The sequence below is a fragment of the Sphaerospermopsis sp. FACHB-1094 genome, assembly GCF_014696195.1.
GTDB lineage: Bacteria > Cyanobacteriota > Cyanobacteriia > Cyanobacteriales > Nostocaceae > Sphaerospermopsis > Sphaerospermopsis kisseleviana.
The window spans coordinates 1-16,691 of record NZ_JACJPT010000117.1 but is presented as its reverse complement, the minus strand read 5'-3'; the positions used below and the strand labels follow the sequence as shown (position 1 = coordinate 16,691).

Genomic DNA, 16,691 nt, shown 5'->3' with positions numbered 1-16,691 from the left:
ACCTTGTAGGGGCGTTCGCGAAGCGTGCTGGAAGCATCAGCATTCGGGTGATAACCTAAGCTGTTGTGCATTTAATTTGTATAAGTGGAACAGGCATCTTGTCTGTTCCACAAGAGTTCAGAATATTAGGATTATACAATTTAGCTGTGTAACAGCTTAAAACAATTGATAATTGACAATTGATAATTGACAATTAATTGAAAATGTTTGTTTTTACCTTGTAGGGGCGTTCGCGAAGCGTGCTGGAAGCATCAGCATTCGGGTGATAACCTATCACTGAAACCAGTTCATATTCTGTCCGAATGCTATACGCCCTGACGATTAATGAATCGGTGTTCTAGGTACTAAAGAAGCAACAATTATCAATTATCAATTATCAATTATCAATTATTAATTCTTCCCTTAACCGATACAAAATTGTATTTTTATCAACTTGGGTCAAAATCTCTTGAATGACGGTATTAGCGCCCAATTGTCCCCACGTACAGCCTTTTTCTAAATAGACCTGTGCAGCTTTACCCACAGCATAAGCACCATAACCAGCAATACCGCCTTGAGCGATCGCACTACCAGCAAATGTAGTAATATTCAGAGGATTATCACCACTAGCAATAACAGCAGAACTTTTACCTAAACCTAATATAAAACTACTGCCTATTTCTCCTAATAATAAACCACCGGAACTCAATAAAATGGTTTTTAATAAATTTGTTGCTTCATAGCTAGTCATGGGTAAAGAATATAATCTAGCTAAGGAACGAATTAAAGCTAAATCTGTAATTACACCACCAATAATATCTAAAAAAGCGATAGGATTTAACCCGATAGCTAAAGCTTTATATGTTGCGAACTTCCAAATAATATCTTCCGCTTCTTGTTGCCGAAAATCAACAGTTTTTTGGGCAATAATTTCTTCAGCTTCCCGCGCTTGAATGAGTGCGTTTAAAGCTAAAAGCGATCGCCCTTCTCTATTTAATATATGCAAAATTGTTTGTTTCAGTTCATCTACCTGGGGGGGTGGTGTTTCCCATTCATAACTCACACTTCCATCAGGATATTCTACTCTGACTTCCATCGGTGCAGGTTCTGCTGCAACCATGACAATTTCATCAGGTAATAATGGTGTCGCTTGGGGATCTCCAGCACCTAAAACTTGTAAATTCTGATAAATGCTTTTTCTATCTGTATCAGGATACAAATCAATTTTATTAAATACTAAAATCAGCGGTTTTTGTGCTTGACGTAATTGCAGCAATGCTTGATACTCAGTTCTAGTAATATCTCCCGACACCACAAACAAAATCAAATCAGCTTGCTGTGCGACATCTCGCGCCATTTGCGCCCTGGTTTCTCCCTCAATCTCATCTAATCCAGGTGTATCAATTAATTCAACAATTACCTTACCACCTGGTTTCCAACGTAGCGATCGCGGCCATTGAGTCACACCATTAAGGGGTCCAGTTTGCAGAATTTTTTCCCCCAGCAAAGAATTTAACACCGCAGACTTACCACGACTCACCAAACCAAAGGCCGCTATTCTCACCACATTAGAGTCTAGTTTGCTAAGTGTGGTGGTTAAAACCTCTATTTCTGGTTTTACCAAACCTGCTAATTCTTGTTTAGATGATAGCTGGCCTGACTTGCGGAGATATCCATACCAAGATATCGCTTGTCTAAGACTAGCACGGGCGCGGTTTAAATGAGTTTCTTGCAGTTGAGACAAGGTGACAGCAAAAAAATAGATTACATATCTATTTATATCGAAAATTTGAGCCTTGTGACTGCTGCCTTAACAATTGACAATTGACAATTGACAGTGGTAGCATCCCAATTTTGACAACATAAACGCAGCAATACTAAAAACTCTCTTAAACCCTCTTAACTTTGTGTCCTTTGCGTTCTTTGCGGTTCAATCAGATCAAGCCTGGGAGAAAATGCAAGATTGCAAAAAAATAAACTTACACATTTGGGATGCTCCCTTGACAGTGGATAATTAATTATCAACTATCAATTATCAACTATCAACTGTCAACTATCACCCAAAGCTTCAACAATGGTGCGGGTATTGGCTTCCATCATTTTTATGTAAGTCTCTGCCTCGCTTCCTTTTTCACCAATAGAATCAGAGTAAAGTTGATTTGGTGCAAGTTTCACACCAGCATCTTCCGCTACCGTTTTGATTAAAGCGGGATTAATTGTAGTTTCCGCAAAAATTGCCGGCACACCTATTTTTTTAATCTCATCAACTAATTGTTTCACAGTCTGGGCGCTTGGTTGTTCTTCAGTGCTAATCCCAATTAAAGTTCCGGCAATTTCCAAACCATAAGCATTAGCATAATATTGAAAAGCATCGTGGGTAGTAATCAATTTGCGTTTTTCTGGGGGAATAGTTTGAATTTGTTGTTGAATCCAATTATTTAATTGTTGTAATTCATTTGTCAATTTTTCTGCATTTTGAGTAAATTTTTCTTTGTCCTCTGGTGATAACTCAATCAATGAATCTCTAATAGCATTTACCATAGAAATAGCATTTTCTGCACTGCCCCAAACGTGAGGATCGGGGACAATTTGCCCTTGACTTTCTTCTAGTTTTAAAGGTTCAACAACTTCTCCCACCGCTAACTTTTTCGCTTTTCCTCCAGCAGCATTCATTAACTTAATAATTCCCGGTTCTAAGTTGTAACCGTTATATAAAATTAAATCCGCTGTTGCCAAAACTCGACTATCTGCGGGTACAGGTTCATAAACGTGCGGATCTGCACCTGGTTGGAGAATACCAGTTAAATTGATTTCCTCTCCTCCAACCTCCTCCGCCAAATCAGCAATGATAGTGCTAGTTGCTACAACTTGCGGCTTACCATCCCCCGGTGGTTGCGACTCAGAAGGAGTACAACCAAATAAAACCAAAGGTAGAAATATTCCCAAACAAAACGGGGAAATATGGAAAGCAATCTTTTTTTTCTTAAACACAGTGCGGCAGTCTATCCCTGACATTAGTTTAATTTATCTAATTGATTAATTCAAATTATTGGTTTTTTCATTTTTTTCTCATTTTTATAGTAAGCTCAAAGAATAGATATTTTAAACACGGATATGCAAAATATTTCTTTTTACCAAACATTCAATTTATTACGGAGACAGTCACAGGAAATACCTGTACAAACGAGAAAATCTATTGATATGAGTTCTCAAGCAACCATTAACATATCCCATTTAGGAGTATATTACCGCACACAAGAAGCTTTACGGGATGTGAACTGCATCATCAAACCAGGAAAATTAACAGGAATTTTTGGACCTAATGGTGCTGGTAAAAGCACACTAATGAAAGCCATGTTGGGATTAGTTCCCAAGAGTAGCGGTAACGTCTTGTATGAAAATAAACCTTTAATGCAGCAACTAGAAAAAGTTGCCTACGTACCACAAAGAAGCCAAATAGACTGGAATTATCCTGCTACAGTGTGGGATGTAGTGATGATGGGGCGTGTAAAAAAAACAGGTTGGTTGCGTAGTTTCTCGGCTGTTAGTCGCCAAGTAGCAAAAGCAGCCTTAGAACGGGTAGGAATGAAAGAATACAGCGATCGCCCTATTGGAGAACTATCAGGAGGACAACAACAGAGAGTATTTTTAGCCCGTGCATTAACCCAACAAGCAGAAATTTTTTGTTTTGACGAACCCTTTGTAGGAATAGATCAAAAAACCCAAACAATAATTTTTGAAGTTTTTCACGAACTAACAGCAGCCAATAAAATTGTATTAGTAGTAAACCACGACTTAGGCGAATCAATCACCCATTTTGATGATTTAATTTTACTCAATTGTGAACTAATCGCCACAGGTTCACGCCAACAAGTTCTCACAGAAGAAAACCTACATAGTGCTTATGGTGGAAAAGTCATCTACTTCAATGATGCAGCATAATAAATTATAATTCAGGAGTCAGGAGTCAGGAGTCAGGAGTCAGGAGTCAGGAGTCAGGAGTCAGGAGTCAAGAGTAAAACCTGCTTGATAGTTGATTTTTGGATTAAATTTTGTACTTCATTTACCTGCAAGATACTGTAATTATTTTATCTATCTCTTCCTCTTCCTTCTCTTCCTTCTCTTCTTCCTTCGTGTACTTCGTGCCTTCGTGGTTCATTCTCATTTATGTTAAACACACTAATTGAACCATTACAATATAGCTTCATGCAACGTTCATTAATCATCGCCATATTAGTAGGCTTATTATGTGCGATAGTTGGTAGTTACTTAATGGTACAAAGACTAGCATTACTAGGTGATGCGATCAGCCATTCCGTACTACCAGGACTGGCGATCGCCTTCATGATAGGTGCTAATATTTTTATTGGGGCGTTTATTGCCGGGATATTAAGTACCATAGCCATAGCATTTATTAAAACCCGTTCCCCCATCAAAGAAGATGCAGCAATGGGGATAGTATTTTCAGCTTTTTTTGCCCTTGGTATTACCCTAATTACAATCATTCAAAAAAGCAATAAAATCGACCTTAATCATTTTTTATTTGGTAACATTCTCGGCGTAACAGTTGACGAAGTGCGAGACACAGCTATCATTGCTGCTATCGTTTTAATCATCGTTTTTTTACTATACAAAGAACTGTTATTTTACACCTTTGATCCATTAGGCGCACAAGCCGCAGGTTTACCAGTTAATCGTTTAAACTTTGGTTTAATGTTGTTAATTTCTTTAACAATTGTCGCCAGCATGAAAGCTGTAGGAGTGATTTTAGTATTATCACTATTAATTACCCCAGGGGCAACTGCATATTTATTAGTAAAACGATTACATGAAGTAATGATTTTAGGGGCGGTAATTGGTGTAATTTCTAGTATTAGCGGAATGTATCTGAGCTATTTTTATAATTTACCTTCTGGACCTGCGATTGTGTTGGTTGTTTCGGGTTTATTTATCTTAGCTTTTTTGTTTAGTCCTAGACATGGAATTTTTCAGCACGCTGGAGGCAAACAGCAGAAAACAGGAAGTTAGGGAACATCACCTTTTACCCATCTTCACAGAAGATGGGCAAAAAAGCGATCGCTCTTGTTAAATTCTTCCTGATTTAGCAGACACCCCGGCGGAAATACATAAACCTTAATTGATCAATTACCCTCAGGTGGAACTGGGGGTTTCACTAAAACATTTTTCGATTATATACAAAAAAAATATTTGCATAACCGAAACTTTCCGGATCTAGTCAAAATCCCTACGGATAAGAAAAACAGTAGATGCACCTTAATTTAGATCATTACCCTCAGCCATTAGCTGGGGGTTTTATTTGAGCAATTTTGAATTGCTTTGAATTGCTTAGTTTTGTATTTTTGTGAGCAAAAAAGTTCTTTGACCAATAGAACTTTAATTGAGTGTGAATTTCTATGAATCACTTTTTCCTCAGCTTTTTAGGCTGGGTATTTTATTATAGCGTATTCTTTAAAGAAAGGGTATTTTTTAATAAAACTTTATCATTTCCAGAAAACCGCAATTTTAAAGCAAACCAGCAGCTGACCAGACTGCATAACCAATCAGTGCAAATAACAAAGTAATCAAAGCAGTTATCACATAACAAATACATATTAGCAAGCCATCCGATTCAATACTGGCAACAGCAAAAAGTAAAATACCGATGGTAGGGATAGGATTGGTAAAGGGAACAGGTGACATTAATAGAACAGTCAACCAGGAAATACACAAGCCATTAAATCGCCAAACCAAATCATGAGAAGCAATTTTTGTCAAGCGAGGACGAGTAATTTTTTCTAATAATGAAGTGACTCGACATAAGTTTTGCAGGATAACTTGAGCAAAGGGGCGAGGAAATTGATAAGTAGCGATTTTTCTAGGTAGCCAAGGCGATCGCCTACCCAAAAGCATTTGTAGAGACAACAGCAAACAAGCGACCCCAAAAGGACCAGTTAACCCTGGAGGCATGGGAAACAAAAACGGTAAAACTAATAATGCAATCACCAAGCTAAAACCCCGTTCTGAGGTTTCTGTCAGCACATCACCTAGAGTTAGTGATTGTTCTGATAAACGTTGCAGTAAAGACTTTATCTCTTGAGAAAATCTTAAATGCATTGTTCTGGGAGTTTATAGGAATTACCATATTCAAAGGCAAAGTTTGAAACAGGATTGTTTCGATCATATAAATTTTGTGCACATCTTGCCCACCTTTTTTCCCATACCACGCTCCCAAAATTTTTCAAATGCTAGGTAATCTGTTTTTACATTGTATCTGCGAAGACATAGCATATTTCATTGCTATGAGGTACAAATAATAACATAGTGTTTCCCAGTCTCATGAGGTACACCCTAATTCATTTACTATTCCCTGTCTCCACGACAAGACTTTCTCAGCAAACCCTATTTAGATAAATAAACCCCAACTTTGTATCACAAAATTGAGGATTATTGTTTTTGACTGATAGAGCTAGAGCTTAGACAACAGGTGTATTTCTTTGATCTGTCATGCTATCAACTAAAGCTGCCGCTTGTTTGAGTGCTTCTGTTCTGTCTACTATCAAGTGATGGGGAGGTAACAAACTTAAAACTCCCAAATTTTCCAGACGTTTCTTAACTTTACCTGTTGTACCAACAAGAATCACTTGACGACCTTTTTCACAAGCTTCTCGAATAGCACCTTCAAGAGTTAAAGAAGCTGTTACACCCATCATTGGTACATCACTCAAGTCAAAAACAATTACATCACAATCTTGAATGGCGTTATGTTCACGAGAAATGGCTTTAGAAACACCAAATATCATCGCGCCACTTAAATAGAATAGCAAAATCCGACCATTGGCTTGATCTAACAAACCCTTTTCTTCTTCACTTAAATCAATGTTATCATCAGCATCACTGATAGCTTTTACAGTTTCTGAATTCATGCTGGAAAGACGTTCAATGGTTAAGATGTTGGCAATAAATACACCCACACCTACAGCCACAATTAAGTCTACAAACACAGTCAAGAGTAACACACCATACATGATGATAGAACCCTTGAGAGAGACTTTGTGAGAACGTTTTAAGAAACTCCAGTCCAGAATATCAATACCCACTTTTAACGCAATACCCGCCAAAACAGCCATTGGAATATCTTTAGTTATACCAGCAGCACCCAAAACTACCACTAATAAAACCAACGCACGAGTAATACCAGAAACTGCCGTTTGCGCCCCAGTTTGGATATTAACCACAGTTCCCATTGTTGCACCCGCACCGGGTAAACCACCACACAAACCAGAGACAATGTTAGCAATACCTTGACCAATTAATTCTTTATCAGATTTGTGTTCTGTCCGGGTTAAGCTATCAGCAACTACCGCAGTTAATAGGGTATCAATACATCCCAACATCCCCAACATTACCCCATCAACTAACATCAGGGTTAGGTTTGATAAGGTGAAGGTTGGCATTTGGATTTTGGGTAAACCAGTTTCAATTACACCAATACGTTTGATATCAGCATCACCAAAAAAGATAATTGAAACTACAGTTACTACTATTAAAGCAATTAACTGAGGGGGAACAATACGTTTAACTTTTGACGGCGTTAAATAAATAATTGCCACCGTCATCACACCCAAAATCAAAGCAATGGGGTTGATATTTGCTAATAAATCCGGCAGGTTTGTGACTATTCCTAAAACTCCACCTTTGGGGGTTGACTGTCCCAGGAAAGGTGCTGTTTGCAAAATAATTAAAATCACCCCAATTCCTGACATAAAGCCAGAAATTACACTGTAGGGCATGAGGGTGATATATCTCCCTAACTTGAAAACACCAAAGATGATTTGAAATAACCCTGCTAACATGACTACGGTAAAAGCCATAGCCAAACCGTTTTCTGGGTCTTTTGCTGTGAAAGAACTGATAATACCGGTAATAACTACAGTCATTGGACCTGTAGGTTCAGAAATTAAGGTAGGTGTACCACCAAACAAGGCAGCAAACAAGCCTACACACACAGCGCCATAAAGACCGGCAACAGGACCAGCACCGGAAGCAACCCCGAAGGCTAAAGCTAGTGGTAGAGATACAATGGCGGCAGTCACACCGCCGAAAATATCACCGCGTAAATTACGAGTATGAATGGTGTTAGTTATTTCCATTAGTGGATGCTCAATGACAACAGAATTGTACGGTTTAAACAGGTTGTTTCTGTCTAATGACATTCACAATTTTAGTCATATAAAAACATCTACACTTATCTCTTAGAAACTCAAATGTGAGGAGAAATGTAATTATGTTATATTTATTTACAGTGATAATTATTGGGTGGCTTTGATAATTCCCATTTTGTGAAATAGTGGGATTATCTAAGCTACCTTTTCTCTCACGTTGAAGGACTGAGTTCTATCTGATTGTTGGTGTGGATGTTTGCTAAAATTGCTAGAAAACTGGCAATGGCTAGATATATTTTAGATATCTATGAGACTTGACAAAATGATTTTTTAAAAAATGTGATCATTTTTGGGCATTTGCATTTTGGTGAGTTGAAGATTAAGTGTTATGTCCGGTGATACTAGGTAAAAAGATTTTTATGTGACTGGAAAATACTGTTACTTAGTTGCACTTAAATTGCGTTTATTAACAGAAGTAAGCGAAAATAAACGTAACAGAGTTGATCCTAGACACAAAAAACCAGAACTTACTCTAGTAAACAATAAAAATAGCATACAGCCTTTAGCACTCAAAAAATTATTTTTTGAATGTATTTCTTGAATGCAATATTTAAATATATGATCTTCCCACGCCTGTGGTAAAGTTACGAATTTTTCTGTATTTCTGGGTATTTTAAAAAATGTTTAGCCTTCTGGTCTCATTGTCAAGACTGATGATACTAAGTACGTGAGCAAAATTAATTTAACATTTTTGGAATAAACAAGAATTTCTATATTTCTTAAACGCTTTGAGTAACGACCATCAAAAAACCGGGGTCATGCCCCGGCTTTTAAACTCTGCGTCGTTTCGACTCAACAGCCGTCTGGTCCACAGAAATGTCTTCCGTACAGTACCTCTGCTTCACAGATATAGATAATGCCCGCATAATCGGTAAAAAATGTAATTGCGACCTTATCTGCTATATTCTCCGCCATCTCCCGTGTTTCGGTGAGTACCTCGAACTTCACATTTGAATCGGTGTCAGCAGTATTGGGTTTACCGGTAGAGCGCACGTTACGACTACCTTTACCGCCAGTATCCACCACTGTGTAACCAGTCGCTCCGCATTCTTCAATGATCTTGGCGACCTTTTTGAGCAGCACCTTTTCGGTGACGATGACGAGCTTGTTGGCACGCTTGGACATATTGATTACCTCCTTACCTACGTAACTTGATATTATATATTTTTGTTATGCAAACCCAATACTGAGTTGCTTAGTCTGCCGGGTCAAAGGAGCGCCAACAGACCACTACCCGTCTGGGATTAGCCGCCGATCGCCTGTGCCAAACCGACAAAGAACGGTATACACAAGCCGATTGCAACTGGTGTACCAATGGCTGTGGATGCACCTATATAAGCGGAGGGGTTAGCTGAAGGAATACCTGCCCGCAAGGTAGGAGGACCGGAGATATCGGAACTAGAGGAAGCGATAACAGCTAGAACTACAACACCACCCATGCTGAAGTTCATGGTGTAGTGAGCAATCATACCTAAACCGAAGGCAATTAACCCATGTATAAATGGTGCTATCACACTATACACAACGTACCATTGAGCTACCTTACGCAGTTCACCAACCCTTGACCAAGCTTCCATACCCATAACCAACATCAAGATCGAGAGCAAACCACGAAAGGCGGGATCGTAGAAGCTTTTGTAGACACTTTCCGGCTGGGTGAACAGTCCCAGAGCTAGACCTAACAACATGGCGGATAAAGCAGGACCCCGGAGACTTTCCTCGATGATTGGCCATATCTTCACTTTATTCTCACCGGGATCTTTCTGCTGACTGAGATACTCCTGTCTGGTAGTGGGATAATCGCCTGCCGCCACAGCCTGCTTGCTGAAAGACTCCTGCATAGCAGAGTCGCCGGCTTCTTTAAGTTTCCTCTTGTTGAGGTAAATATTAGCTACCACAATGGCAGTTACAAGGGCGGGGATATCCATAAAGGGATAGAGTGCGCCAGTCCATGCTTCAAAGGGAATTTTTTGTTCTTCCAGTACCGTCAGACCGGCAGCCATTGTAGAACCACTCACCGCACCAAATAACCCCCCGGTGGCGATCGCATCCACAGTTCTAACTTTAGGCAGCTTGGCCAATGTGTACCGGGCGATGAATACAACCCCAATACCTGTGATTACAGCAAACAATGCGGGTAAAACCATATCCAACAGATTGGAATTACGGATCGCAATTCCACCAGTCAAACCGATTTTGGTCAGCAGCATGAAGACGATGATCGTACAAATTGACTCTGGAATTACCAATTCGCTACCCAGAGCAGCAATGATCATTCCACCAATCAAAAAGGCCAGTGTTGGGGACTGCAACTGAGCAATAAAGTCCGTAATAAATAAGGACACAAAATCCACGAATACCTCCTTGTGACTCCTCTGATCAGGAGCATTGCAATAAATAAACTAAATGAACTTTAAAGAAATAAAGAAAGAGTGAGACTCTTCACACCTACAGCACGGGTTTTTACCGCAGACTGAAATTACAAGCACTTAGCCACACCAAAACAACTATTTTCAACTGCCAAAAACTTGATCGCTAATAATGCAACTATGATTATTTGGTAATAACAACCCTTGGTAACAATTAAAAATTTTGTCACCCAGTTTACTATTAGTTGAAAATATTAATGTTGGCTAATTTCTGTTGATGTAATTTCCAGAAGTTAATCTGTCAAAATAAAAAGTAAAGAGTGTTTATTAACAGCCTTTTCATTTTTATGTTGCGGTAGAGGATATACTAATGTTGATATAAATATGTAATTTCAACATTTAAGTTTTATTAAAACTTTTTTCTCAAAATACATTTGTCAATGCTCCTCAAGTAGTGCTTAACTGTTTTCTAAGTACAAAAAACAGCAATTATAAAATATATTGCTGATTTGTGATTATGTTTGAGAATTTACATGAATTGTGAATTAAGGTTCTACTTCAGGAGAAATCCTAGTTACCTTGAAACACAATCATGCAGAACTATCTACCCAGTTTGGTTTTTGCAGTTGAAACCGGGGATCAACTGTTTGATTACAAATAGCATACAGCCTTTAGGTCAAAAAAAAATAACCCAAAGACATGAATTATAAGAAAAATATTATATACCTCATATAAGCAGAAGCTTATATGAAAGCCCAAAATTGGCTGTGTTAGTCAATGTATAAATTTTATTCTATGAAAACCATTATTTATTTATGAGGTATTGACAATCTGAGGGTTAAAGCCACGGAGATTTTAAGTAAGTCGCCATGAAAAAAACAGTTCAAAAATCAATAGTTATGGATCTAGAATTATCAAACAGAATTCTTATTCAAGTCATTTCCCACAGCAATGAGAAGGAAAACAAATGATAATTATTGCCTACAGTTATACTCACCCACTATTGGAAACTACTCCCGATGAAGCTAGTTGGGGTTGGGAAGTAGATCACATTTATCAAGACCTGGGAGAGCGATCGCAACTACAACAATTAATAAGTGACTGTGAAACCGAACCTGCAAATTATCTGTTGATTCGACGTTTAGAAGAATTGGGAGATACATTAGCACAAGTGAGCGATCGCCTCAACCAATTAGAAGCTATGGGCGTAATAGTCATTGCTACTGAACAACAATATACATCTGAATCTGCTAAATTCCGTGTCGAACTCCTCAACTTACTCCAAGAAATTCAGCGTCAACAACGTAGTCGCCGCATCCGTCAAGGACACGCTAAAAATCGTCTCGAAGCCTTACCACCACCAGGTAAAGTTCCCTATGGCTATCGTAGAAGCAAAGACAAATATATTATTGATCGCAGTACATCACCTATAGTCAAAGATTTTTTTGACAACTTTCTACTTTATGCTTCTCTACGCGGTGCTGTTCGTTATCTAGCCAAAAAATACGCTAAAAAAATCTCTGCCACTACCGGCAGACGTTGGTTAACAAACCCCGTTTATCGTGGTGATACAGCTTATCAAAATGGAGAAATTATTTCTGACACTCACATAGGTATCATTTCCAGGGAAGAAGCAGCGCAAGTTGACAGACTTTTACGCCGCAATAGTCGTTTACCATCTCGTACCGCTAGTGCGCCCCATTCTTTAGCGGGGTTAGTTGTTTGTAGTCAATGTCAGTCTAGAATGATAGTCACTCGTGTTACCCAGCGTTTTCAAGAACATGAGTATTTATATTTACGCAATACAAATTGTCCCCAAAATCCTAAATGTCGTGCTATTCCTTATCAAGATGTTTTGGAAAAGACAATTGAAATTGTTTGTCAAGATTTACCTTTAGCAGTTGCAGGAATGAATTTTCCCCAATTAGATACTATTAAAAATAGTTTAAATCATAAAATTGCACATCAACAACAAATCCTTGAACAGTTACCCACCTTGATAGAAACTGGAGTTTTAGATCCAGAAACAGCTAAAATCAGAGCTTATAAACTTCGCACAGAAATTTCTCAAATGCAAGCCAAATTAGCTATTCTCCCTCCTGTCAACTTGCGTGCTGTTGCTGAAGTTGTTTCTATTCCCCAATTTTGGTTAGATTTATCAGAAGTAGAAAGACGATTTTATTTAAGAGAATTTATCCAGCAAATAGAGATAATTCGTCAAGGTGAAAACTGGCATTTAGAGGTAAATTTCATTTTTTAATAAGTTTTAATAAGTAGGGGTTGCTGATAGCGGAGCGTGGCGTAAGCCTTCAATAATGGACAATTACAGCTATTTTCAGGTAAATAAACCACATTTTGATTTAGGTTTCTTGATTTAGGTTTCGCGTCAAAAATGTAGGGGCGAAGCATTCGGACAATTAATTATCGGTTTTTACCGAAGACTATCATCCGAATGCTTCGCCCTGACTGTGGTCTAAGAGGATGTTTTAAAAGTCCCTCATGATGTATCAAAAATTTTAGATCCCCCTAAATCCCCCTTGAACAGGGGGACTTTGATTCTAGTTACCCCCTTATTAAGGGGGGTTAGGGGGGATCTGCAAGTGTATAAAGTCACCATCTAAAACTTTTCAAACAACCTCTAAAGACATAAAAACTGCTGTAACAATTAAAAATTGACAATGAAACAATTATCAATTGTCAATTGTCAATTGTCAATTGCTAAAAGTCTTTTCGTGGAAATCAGGAATTGGTGATTCAAAACCTACCGACTCCTAACTCCTGACTCCTTGATCTCCTACCTAAAGAATTTGTGATAAAAACTTCCTTGTTCTCTCTTCCTTGGGTTCAGTAAAAAACACATCAGGAGTTGCTTCTTCAACCAAAAAACCACCATCCAAAAACACCACTCTATCAGCAACTTCCCGCGCAAAACCAACTTCATGAGTTACAACCACCATCGTCATTCCCTCACTAGCAAGGTTTCGCATCACATCTAAAACTTCTCTCACCATTTCCGGATCTAACGCAGAAGTCGGTTCATCAAACAACATAATTTTTGGTTGCATAGCTAACGCACGCGCAATAGCTACCCGTTGTTGTTGTCCCCCTGATAACTGTCCTGGATATTTATTTGCTTGGGCTAAAATTCCCACCCTTTCTAACAGTTGCATTGCTAATTCTTCCGCTTTTTGTTTTGGTAATTTACGTACCCAAATCGGTGCTAAAGTGATATTTTGTAAAACTGTTAAATGGGGAAATAAATTAAACTGTTGAAACACCATCCCCGCTTCTCTGCGGACAGCTTCAATATTTTTTAAATCACTACTTAAAGTAATTCCATCAATAGTTATTTTTCCCTGTTGATATTCTTCCAAAGCATTAAATGTTCTGATAAAAGTTGATTTTCCTGAACCGGAAGGACCCATTAAAACAACAACTTCACCCCGGTTGACTGTTAAACTCACTCCTTTAAGAACGTGAAATTTACCATACCACTTATGAACATCCTCAGCGATAATAATTGGTGCTTTTATTGTTTCTTGTGCTTTCATATATTTCAACCTCAATTGAATAATTGTCTATAGCTGTAGACAAGGTAATTAGAACATTTAGTAAAACGATAACTTATACAATTAAAAGCTTTTAATACTGTCACCTGTCACCTGTCACCTGTCACCTGTCACCTTGCTTTTCTAACCTGCGAGAAGCTAAAGACATTGAATAACAAAATACCCAATAAATTGCCCCAATAAATATATAAACTTCTGCATATCTCCCTAAAAATCGCGGTTGTGCTAAAATAGAACGAGCAATTCCTGTTAATTCCACCAAACCCACTAAAGATAACAATGAAGTATCTTTAAATAAACCTATAAACTGTCCCACAATTGCCGGAACTACAGCGCGTAAAGCTTGGGGCAATATAATTAATATTAACACTAAAACTGAATTTAATCCTAGTGCCTTTCCTGCTTCAAATTGTCCCCTGGAAATTGATTGTAAACCACCGCGTACATTTTCAGCCATATAAGCAGCACTAAATAAAACCAGTCCCGCAATTCCTCTAATTAAGCGATCTAAACGTAAATCATTTGGTAAAAATAAAGGTAACATAACTTGGGCAATAAACAAAATTCCTATTAATGGTAGTCCTCTAACTATTTCAATATAAAGAATAGAAAACCAGCGAATTATCAATAAATTACTGGTTCTTCCTAATGCTAATAATACTCCAATGGGAAAGGAAAGAACAATACTAACAATTGCCATTAATAATGTTAACATCAACCCATTCCACAGATTTGTGGAAACAGATTTTAAACCAAAACCTCCTCCAATTAACCAGATATTAATTGCAAAAGATAATAACCATGCTGGTGCAAGCCAAGGTGTGATAAATTGAGAAAATCGGTTTTTGATGACATTTTGTTTTTTGGTAAATAAACTCCAGGTTATCACACTTAAAGTTGTGATGATTCCTAAAACTATCCACAAACGCCAATATAAGGTTTTAGGAAATCTCCCCACTAAAAATAAATGTAAATTGGCTTGAATAACTTGCCATTGTGCTTGAGTAAATACCCAAACTACTATTCCTTTAATTATCCAAAAGAGAAAGATTAAACACAGAATACTTAATACTGTATTATACCAGTTATTAAAGAGATTTTTCCTTAACCAAGTTAATTTATTCATGGGTTATTGTTTATTTATTGTTGTTCTCGTTCCCCTACTCTGTATGGGAATTAATTATAGAAGAATCTGGCTTCTATTAAACCATAGTCAGAGACTATGTGATAGCATTCCCCGTCTCAGACTGGGAACGAGATAACAATTATCAATTATCAATTGTCAATTGTCAATTGTCAATTGTCAATTATCAATTGATAACTATCTTTCTTTGATCTGAAATTTATGATTGATTAAATTCATCATCAAGGAAATAATTAAACTAAGAGTGAGATAGGTAAGCATAATTAATATCATCACTTCTACAGCTTTTCCCGTTTGGTTAAAAGTGGTAGAAGCAACAAAATAAATATCTGGATAACCAATAGCGATCGCCAAACTAGAATTTTTAGTTAAATTCAAATATTGACTGGTAAGTGGGGGAATAATTACCCGCAAAGCTTGGGGAAAAATAATCAACCGCATTAACAAAGTTGATTTTAAACCCAAAGATAAACCCGCTTCCCATTGTCCCTTAGCTACTGATTTTATCCCACCTCTGACAATTTCGGCAATAAACGCACCTGTGTAAAAAGTTAACCCTAATAACAATGTTGAAAATTCTGGAGTTAAGTTAAAACCCAGAACTTCTAAACCATTTTGACTAAGTTTAATGAAACCAAAAACAGAAATTTTATTTTCTAAATTTGGTAAGCTCAGAAAAACTGCAAAGTACCAAAATAACAACTGTAATAATAAGGGTGTGTTTCTAAAAATCTCCACATAAACTAAACTGATATTTCTCACTAACCAATTATCAGATAAACGCGCAATTCCCGCAGTTATTCCCACAATTGTTGTGAGGATAATTCCCAAAATTGCTACACGCAAGGAATTAATTAACCCAACCCATAAAGCACGCAGATAGGTATCAGTGGGATTATAGTTAATAGGAGTTTCGCCAATATCAAAAGACGCTTGTTGCTGGAGAAAATCAAAACCAAAGTTAATTCTTAATTGCTGTAAGTTGCGGTTGACATTTATCCATAATATAGTAACTATAGCTATTGCTAAAATGACAGCTATAACTTGTGTTGCAATTTGCAAAAAACGATAATCACGCCATATCGGTGGTTTGGAATTAGTCATTATTCATTAGTTATAGTATTTACCAAGCTAGTGAGGTACAGAGTTTTTTATCTTAGGGAATTGGTAATTGGTAATTGGTAATTGGTAATTAGGAATTGGGAATTGGGAATTGGGAATTGGTAATTGGTAATTGGGAATTGGGAATTGGGAATTGGTAATTGGTAATTGGTAATTGGTAATTGGGAATTGCTGATTAAAAAACATAAAATTGATTACCCAGTCCCCAGTCCCCAGTCACCAGTCCCCAGTCACCAGTCACCAGTCACCAGTCCCCAGTCCCCAGTCCCCAGTCACCAGTCACCCG

12 protein-coding genes are annotated in these 16,691 nt (G+C 37.7%); 3 read left to right on the top strand and 9 right to left on the bottom strand.

All coding sequences use genetic code 11. The features are described 5' to 3' along the window. Positions 1–376 precede the first annotated feature (376 nt). Positions 377–1,723, bottom strand: coding sequence for a GTP-binding protein (locus H6F47_RS23255; protein WP_190651204.1), 1,347 nt, complete (start codon positions 1,721–1,723; stop codon positions 377–379). A 305-nt stretch (positions 1,724–2,028) separates the two neighbouring features. Further along, on the bottom strand, positions 2,029–2,994 hold the full coding sequence (locus tag H6F47_RS23250; RefSeq protein ID WP_190651202.1) for a metal ABC transporter substrate-binding protein: 966 nt from the start codon (positions 2,992–2,994) through the stop codon (positions 2,029–2,031). A gap of 99 nt (positions 2,995–3,093) precedes the next feature. Between H6F47_RS23250 and H6F47_RS23245 the strand changes: the two genes are divergently transcribed. After that, positions 3,094–3,921, top strand: coding sequence for a metal ABC transporter ATP-binding protein (locus tag H6F47_RS23245; protein ID WP_190651200.1), 828 nt, complete (start codon positions 3,094–3,096; stop codon positions 3,919–3,921). A 225-nt stretch (positions 3,922–4,146) separates the two neighbouring features. Next, positions 4,147–5,007, top strand: a complete 861-nt coding sequence (locus tag H6F47_RS23240; RefSeq protein WP_190651198.1) for a metal ABC transporter permease — start codon at positions 4,147–4,149, stop codon at positions 5,005–5,007. 495 nt (positions 5,008–5,502) lie between these two features. Here the strand turns inward: H6F47_RS23240 and H6F47_RS23235 are convergent, their stop codons facing one another. The 4 genes from H6F47_RS23235 to H6F47_RS23220 form a co-directional block, all read right to left on the bottom strand. Then, complete coding sequence (locus H6F47_RS23235; RefSeq protein ID WP_190651196.1) at positions 5,503–6,093, bottom strand: exopolysaccharide biosynthesis protein; 591 nt, start codon at positions 6,091–6,093, stop codon at positions 5,503–5,505. Between the two features lie 359 nt (positions 6,094–6,452). Next, positions 6,453–8,129 (bottom strand): SulP family inorganic anion transporter, encoded by a 1,677-nt coding sequence (locus tag H6F47_RS23230; protein WP_190347389.1) that lies wholly within the window; start codon positions 8,127–8,129, stop codon positions 6,453–6,455. An 864-nt stretch (positions 8,130–8,993) separates the two neighbouring features. Further along, positions 8,994–9,326 carry a hypothetical protein gene (locus tag H6F47_RS23225; protein ID WP_190347388.1) on the bottom strand — a complete coding sequence of 111 codons (333 nt, stop codon included), beginning with the start codon at positions 9,324–9,326 and terminating at the stop codon, positions 8,994–8,996. A 119-nt stretch (positions 9,327–9,445) separates the two neighbouring features. Then, positions 9,446–10,555, bottom strand: a complete 1,110-nt coding sequence (locus tag H6F47_RS23220) for a sodium-dependent bicarbonate transport family permease (RefSeq protein ID WP_190651194.1) — start codon at positions 10,553–10,555, stop codon at positions 9,446–9,448. 982 nt (positions 10,556–11,537) lie between these two features. On the opposite strand from H6F47_RS23220, the gene H6F47_RS23215 reads away from it, so the two are divergent. Continuing rightward, on the top strand, positions 11,538–12,830 hold the full coding sequence (locus H6F47_RS23215) for a recombinase family protein (RefSeq protein WP_190651192.1): 1,293 nt from the start codon (positions 11,538–11,540) through the stop codon (positions 12,828–12,830). A gap of 538 nt (positions 12,831–13,368) precedes the next feature. Here the strand turns inward: H6F47_RS23215 and H6F47_RS23210 are convergent. The 3 genes from H6F47_RS23210 to H6F47_RS23200 all read right to left on the bottom strand — a co-directional run bounded on the left by H6F47_RS23210 (position 13,369) and on the right by H6F47_RS23200 (position 16,387). After that, positions 13,369–14,121, bottom strand: coding sequence for an amino acid ABC transporter ATP-binding protein (locus H6F47_RS23210; protein ID WP_096569496.1), 753 nt, complete (start codon positions 14,119–14,121; stop codon positions 13,369–13,371). A gap of 121 nt (positions 14,122–14,242) precedes the next feature. Further along, positions 14,243–15,265, bottom strand: a complete 1,023-nt coding sequence (locus H6F47_RS23205) for an amino acid ABC transporter permease (protein ID WP_190651190.1) — start codon at positions 15,263–15,265, stop codon at positions 14,243–14,245. A 195-nt stretch (positions 15,266–15,460) separates the two neighbouring features. Continuing rightward, positions 15,461–16,387 carry an ABC transporter permease subunit gene (locus H6F47_RS23200; RefSeq protein WP_137667767.1) on the bottom strand — a complete coding sequence of 309 codons (927 nt, stop codon included), beginning with the start codon at positions 16,385–16,387 and terminating at the stop codon, positions 15,461–15,463. Positions 16,388–16,691 lie beyond the last annotated feature (304 nt).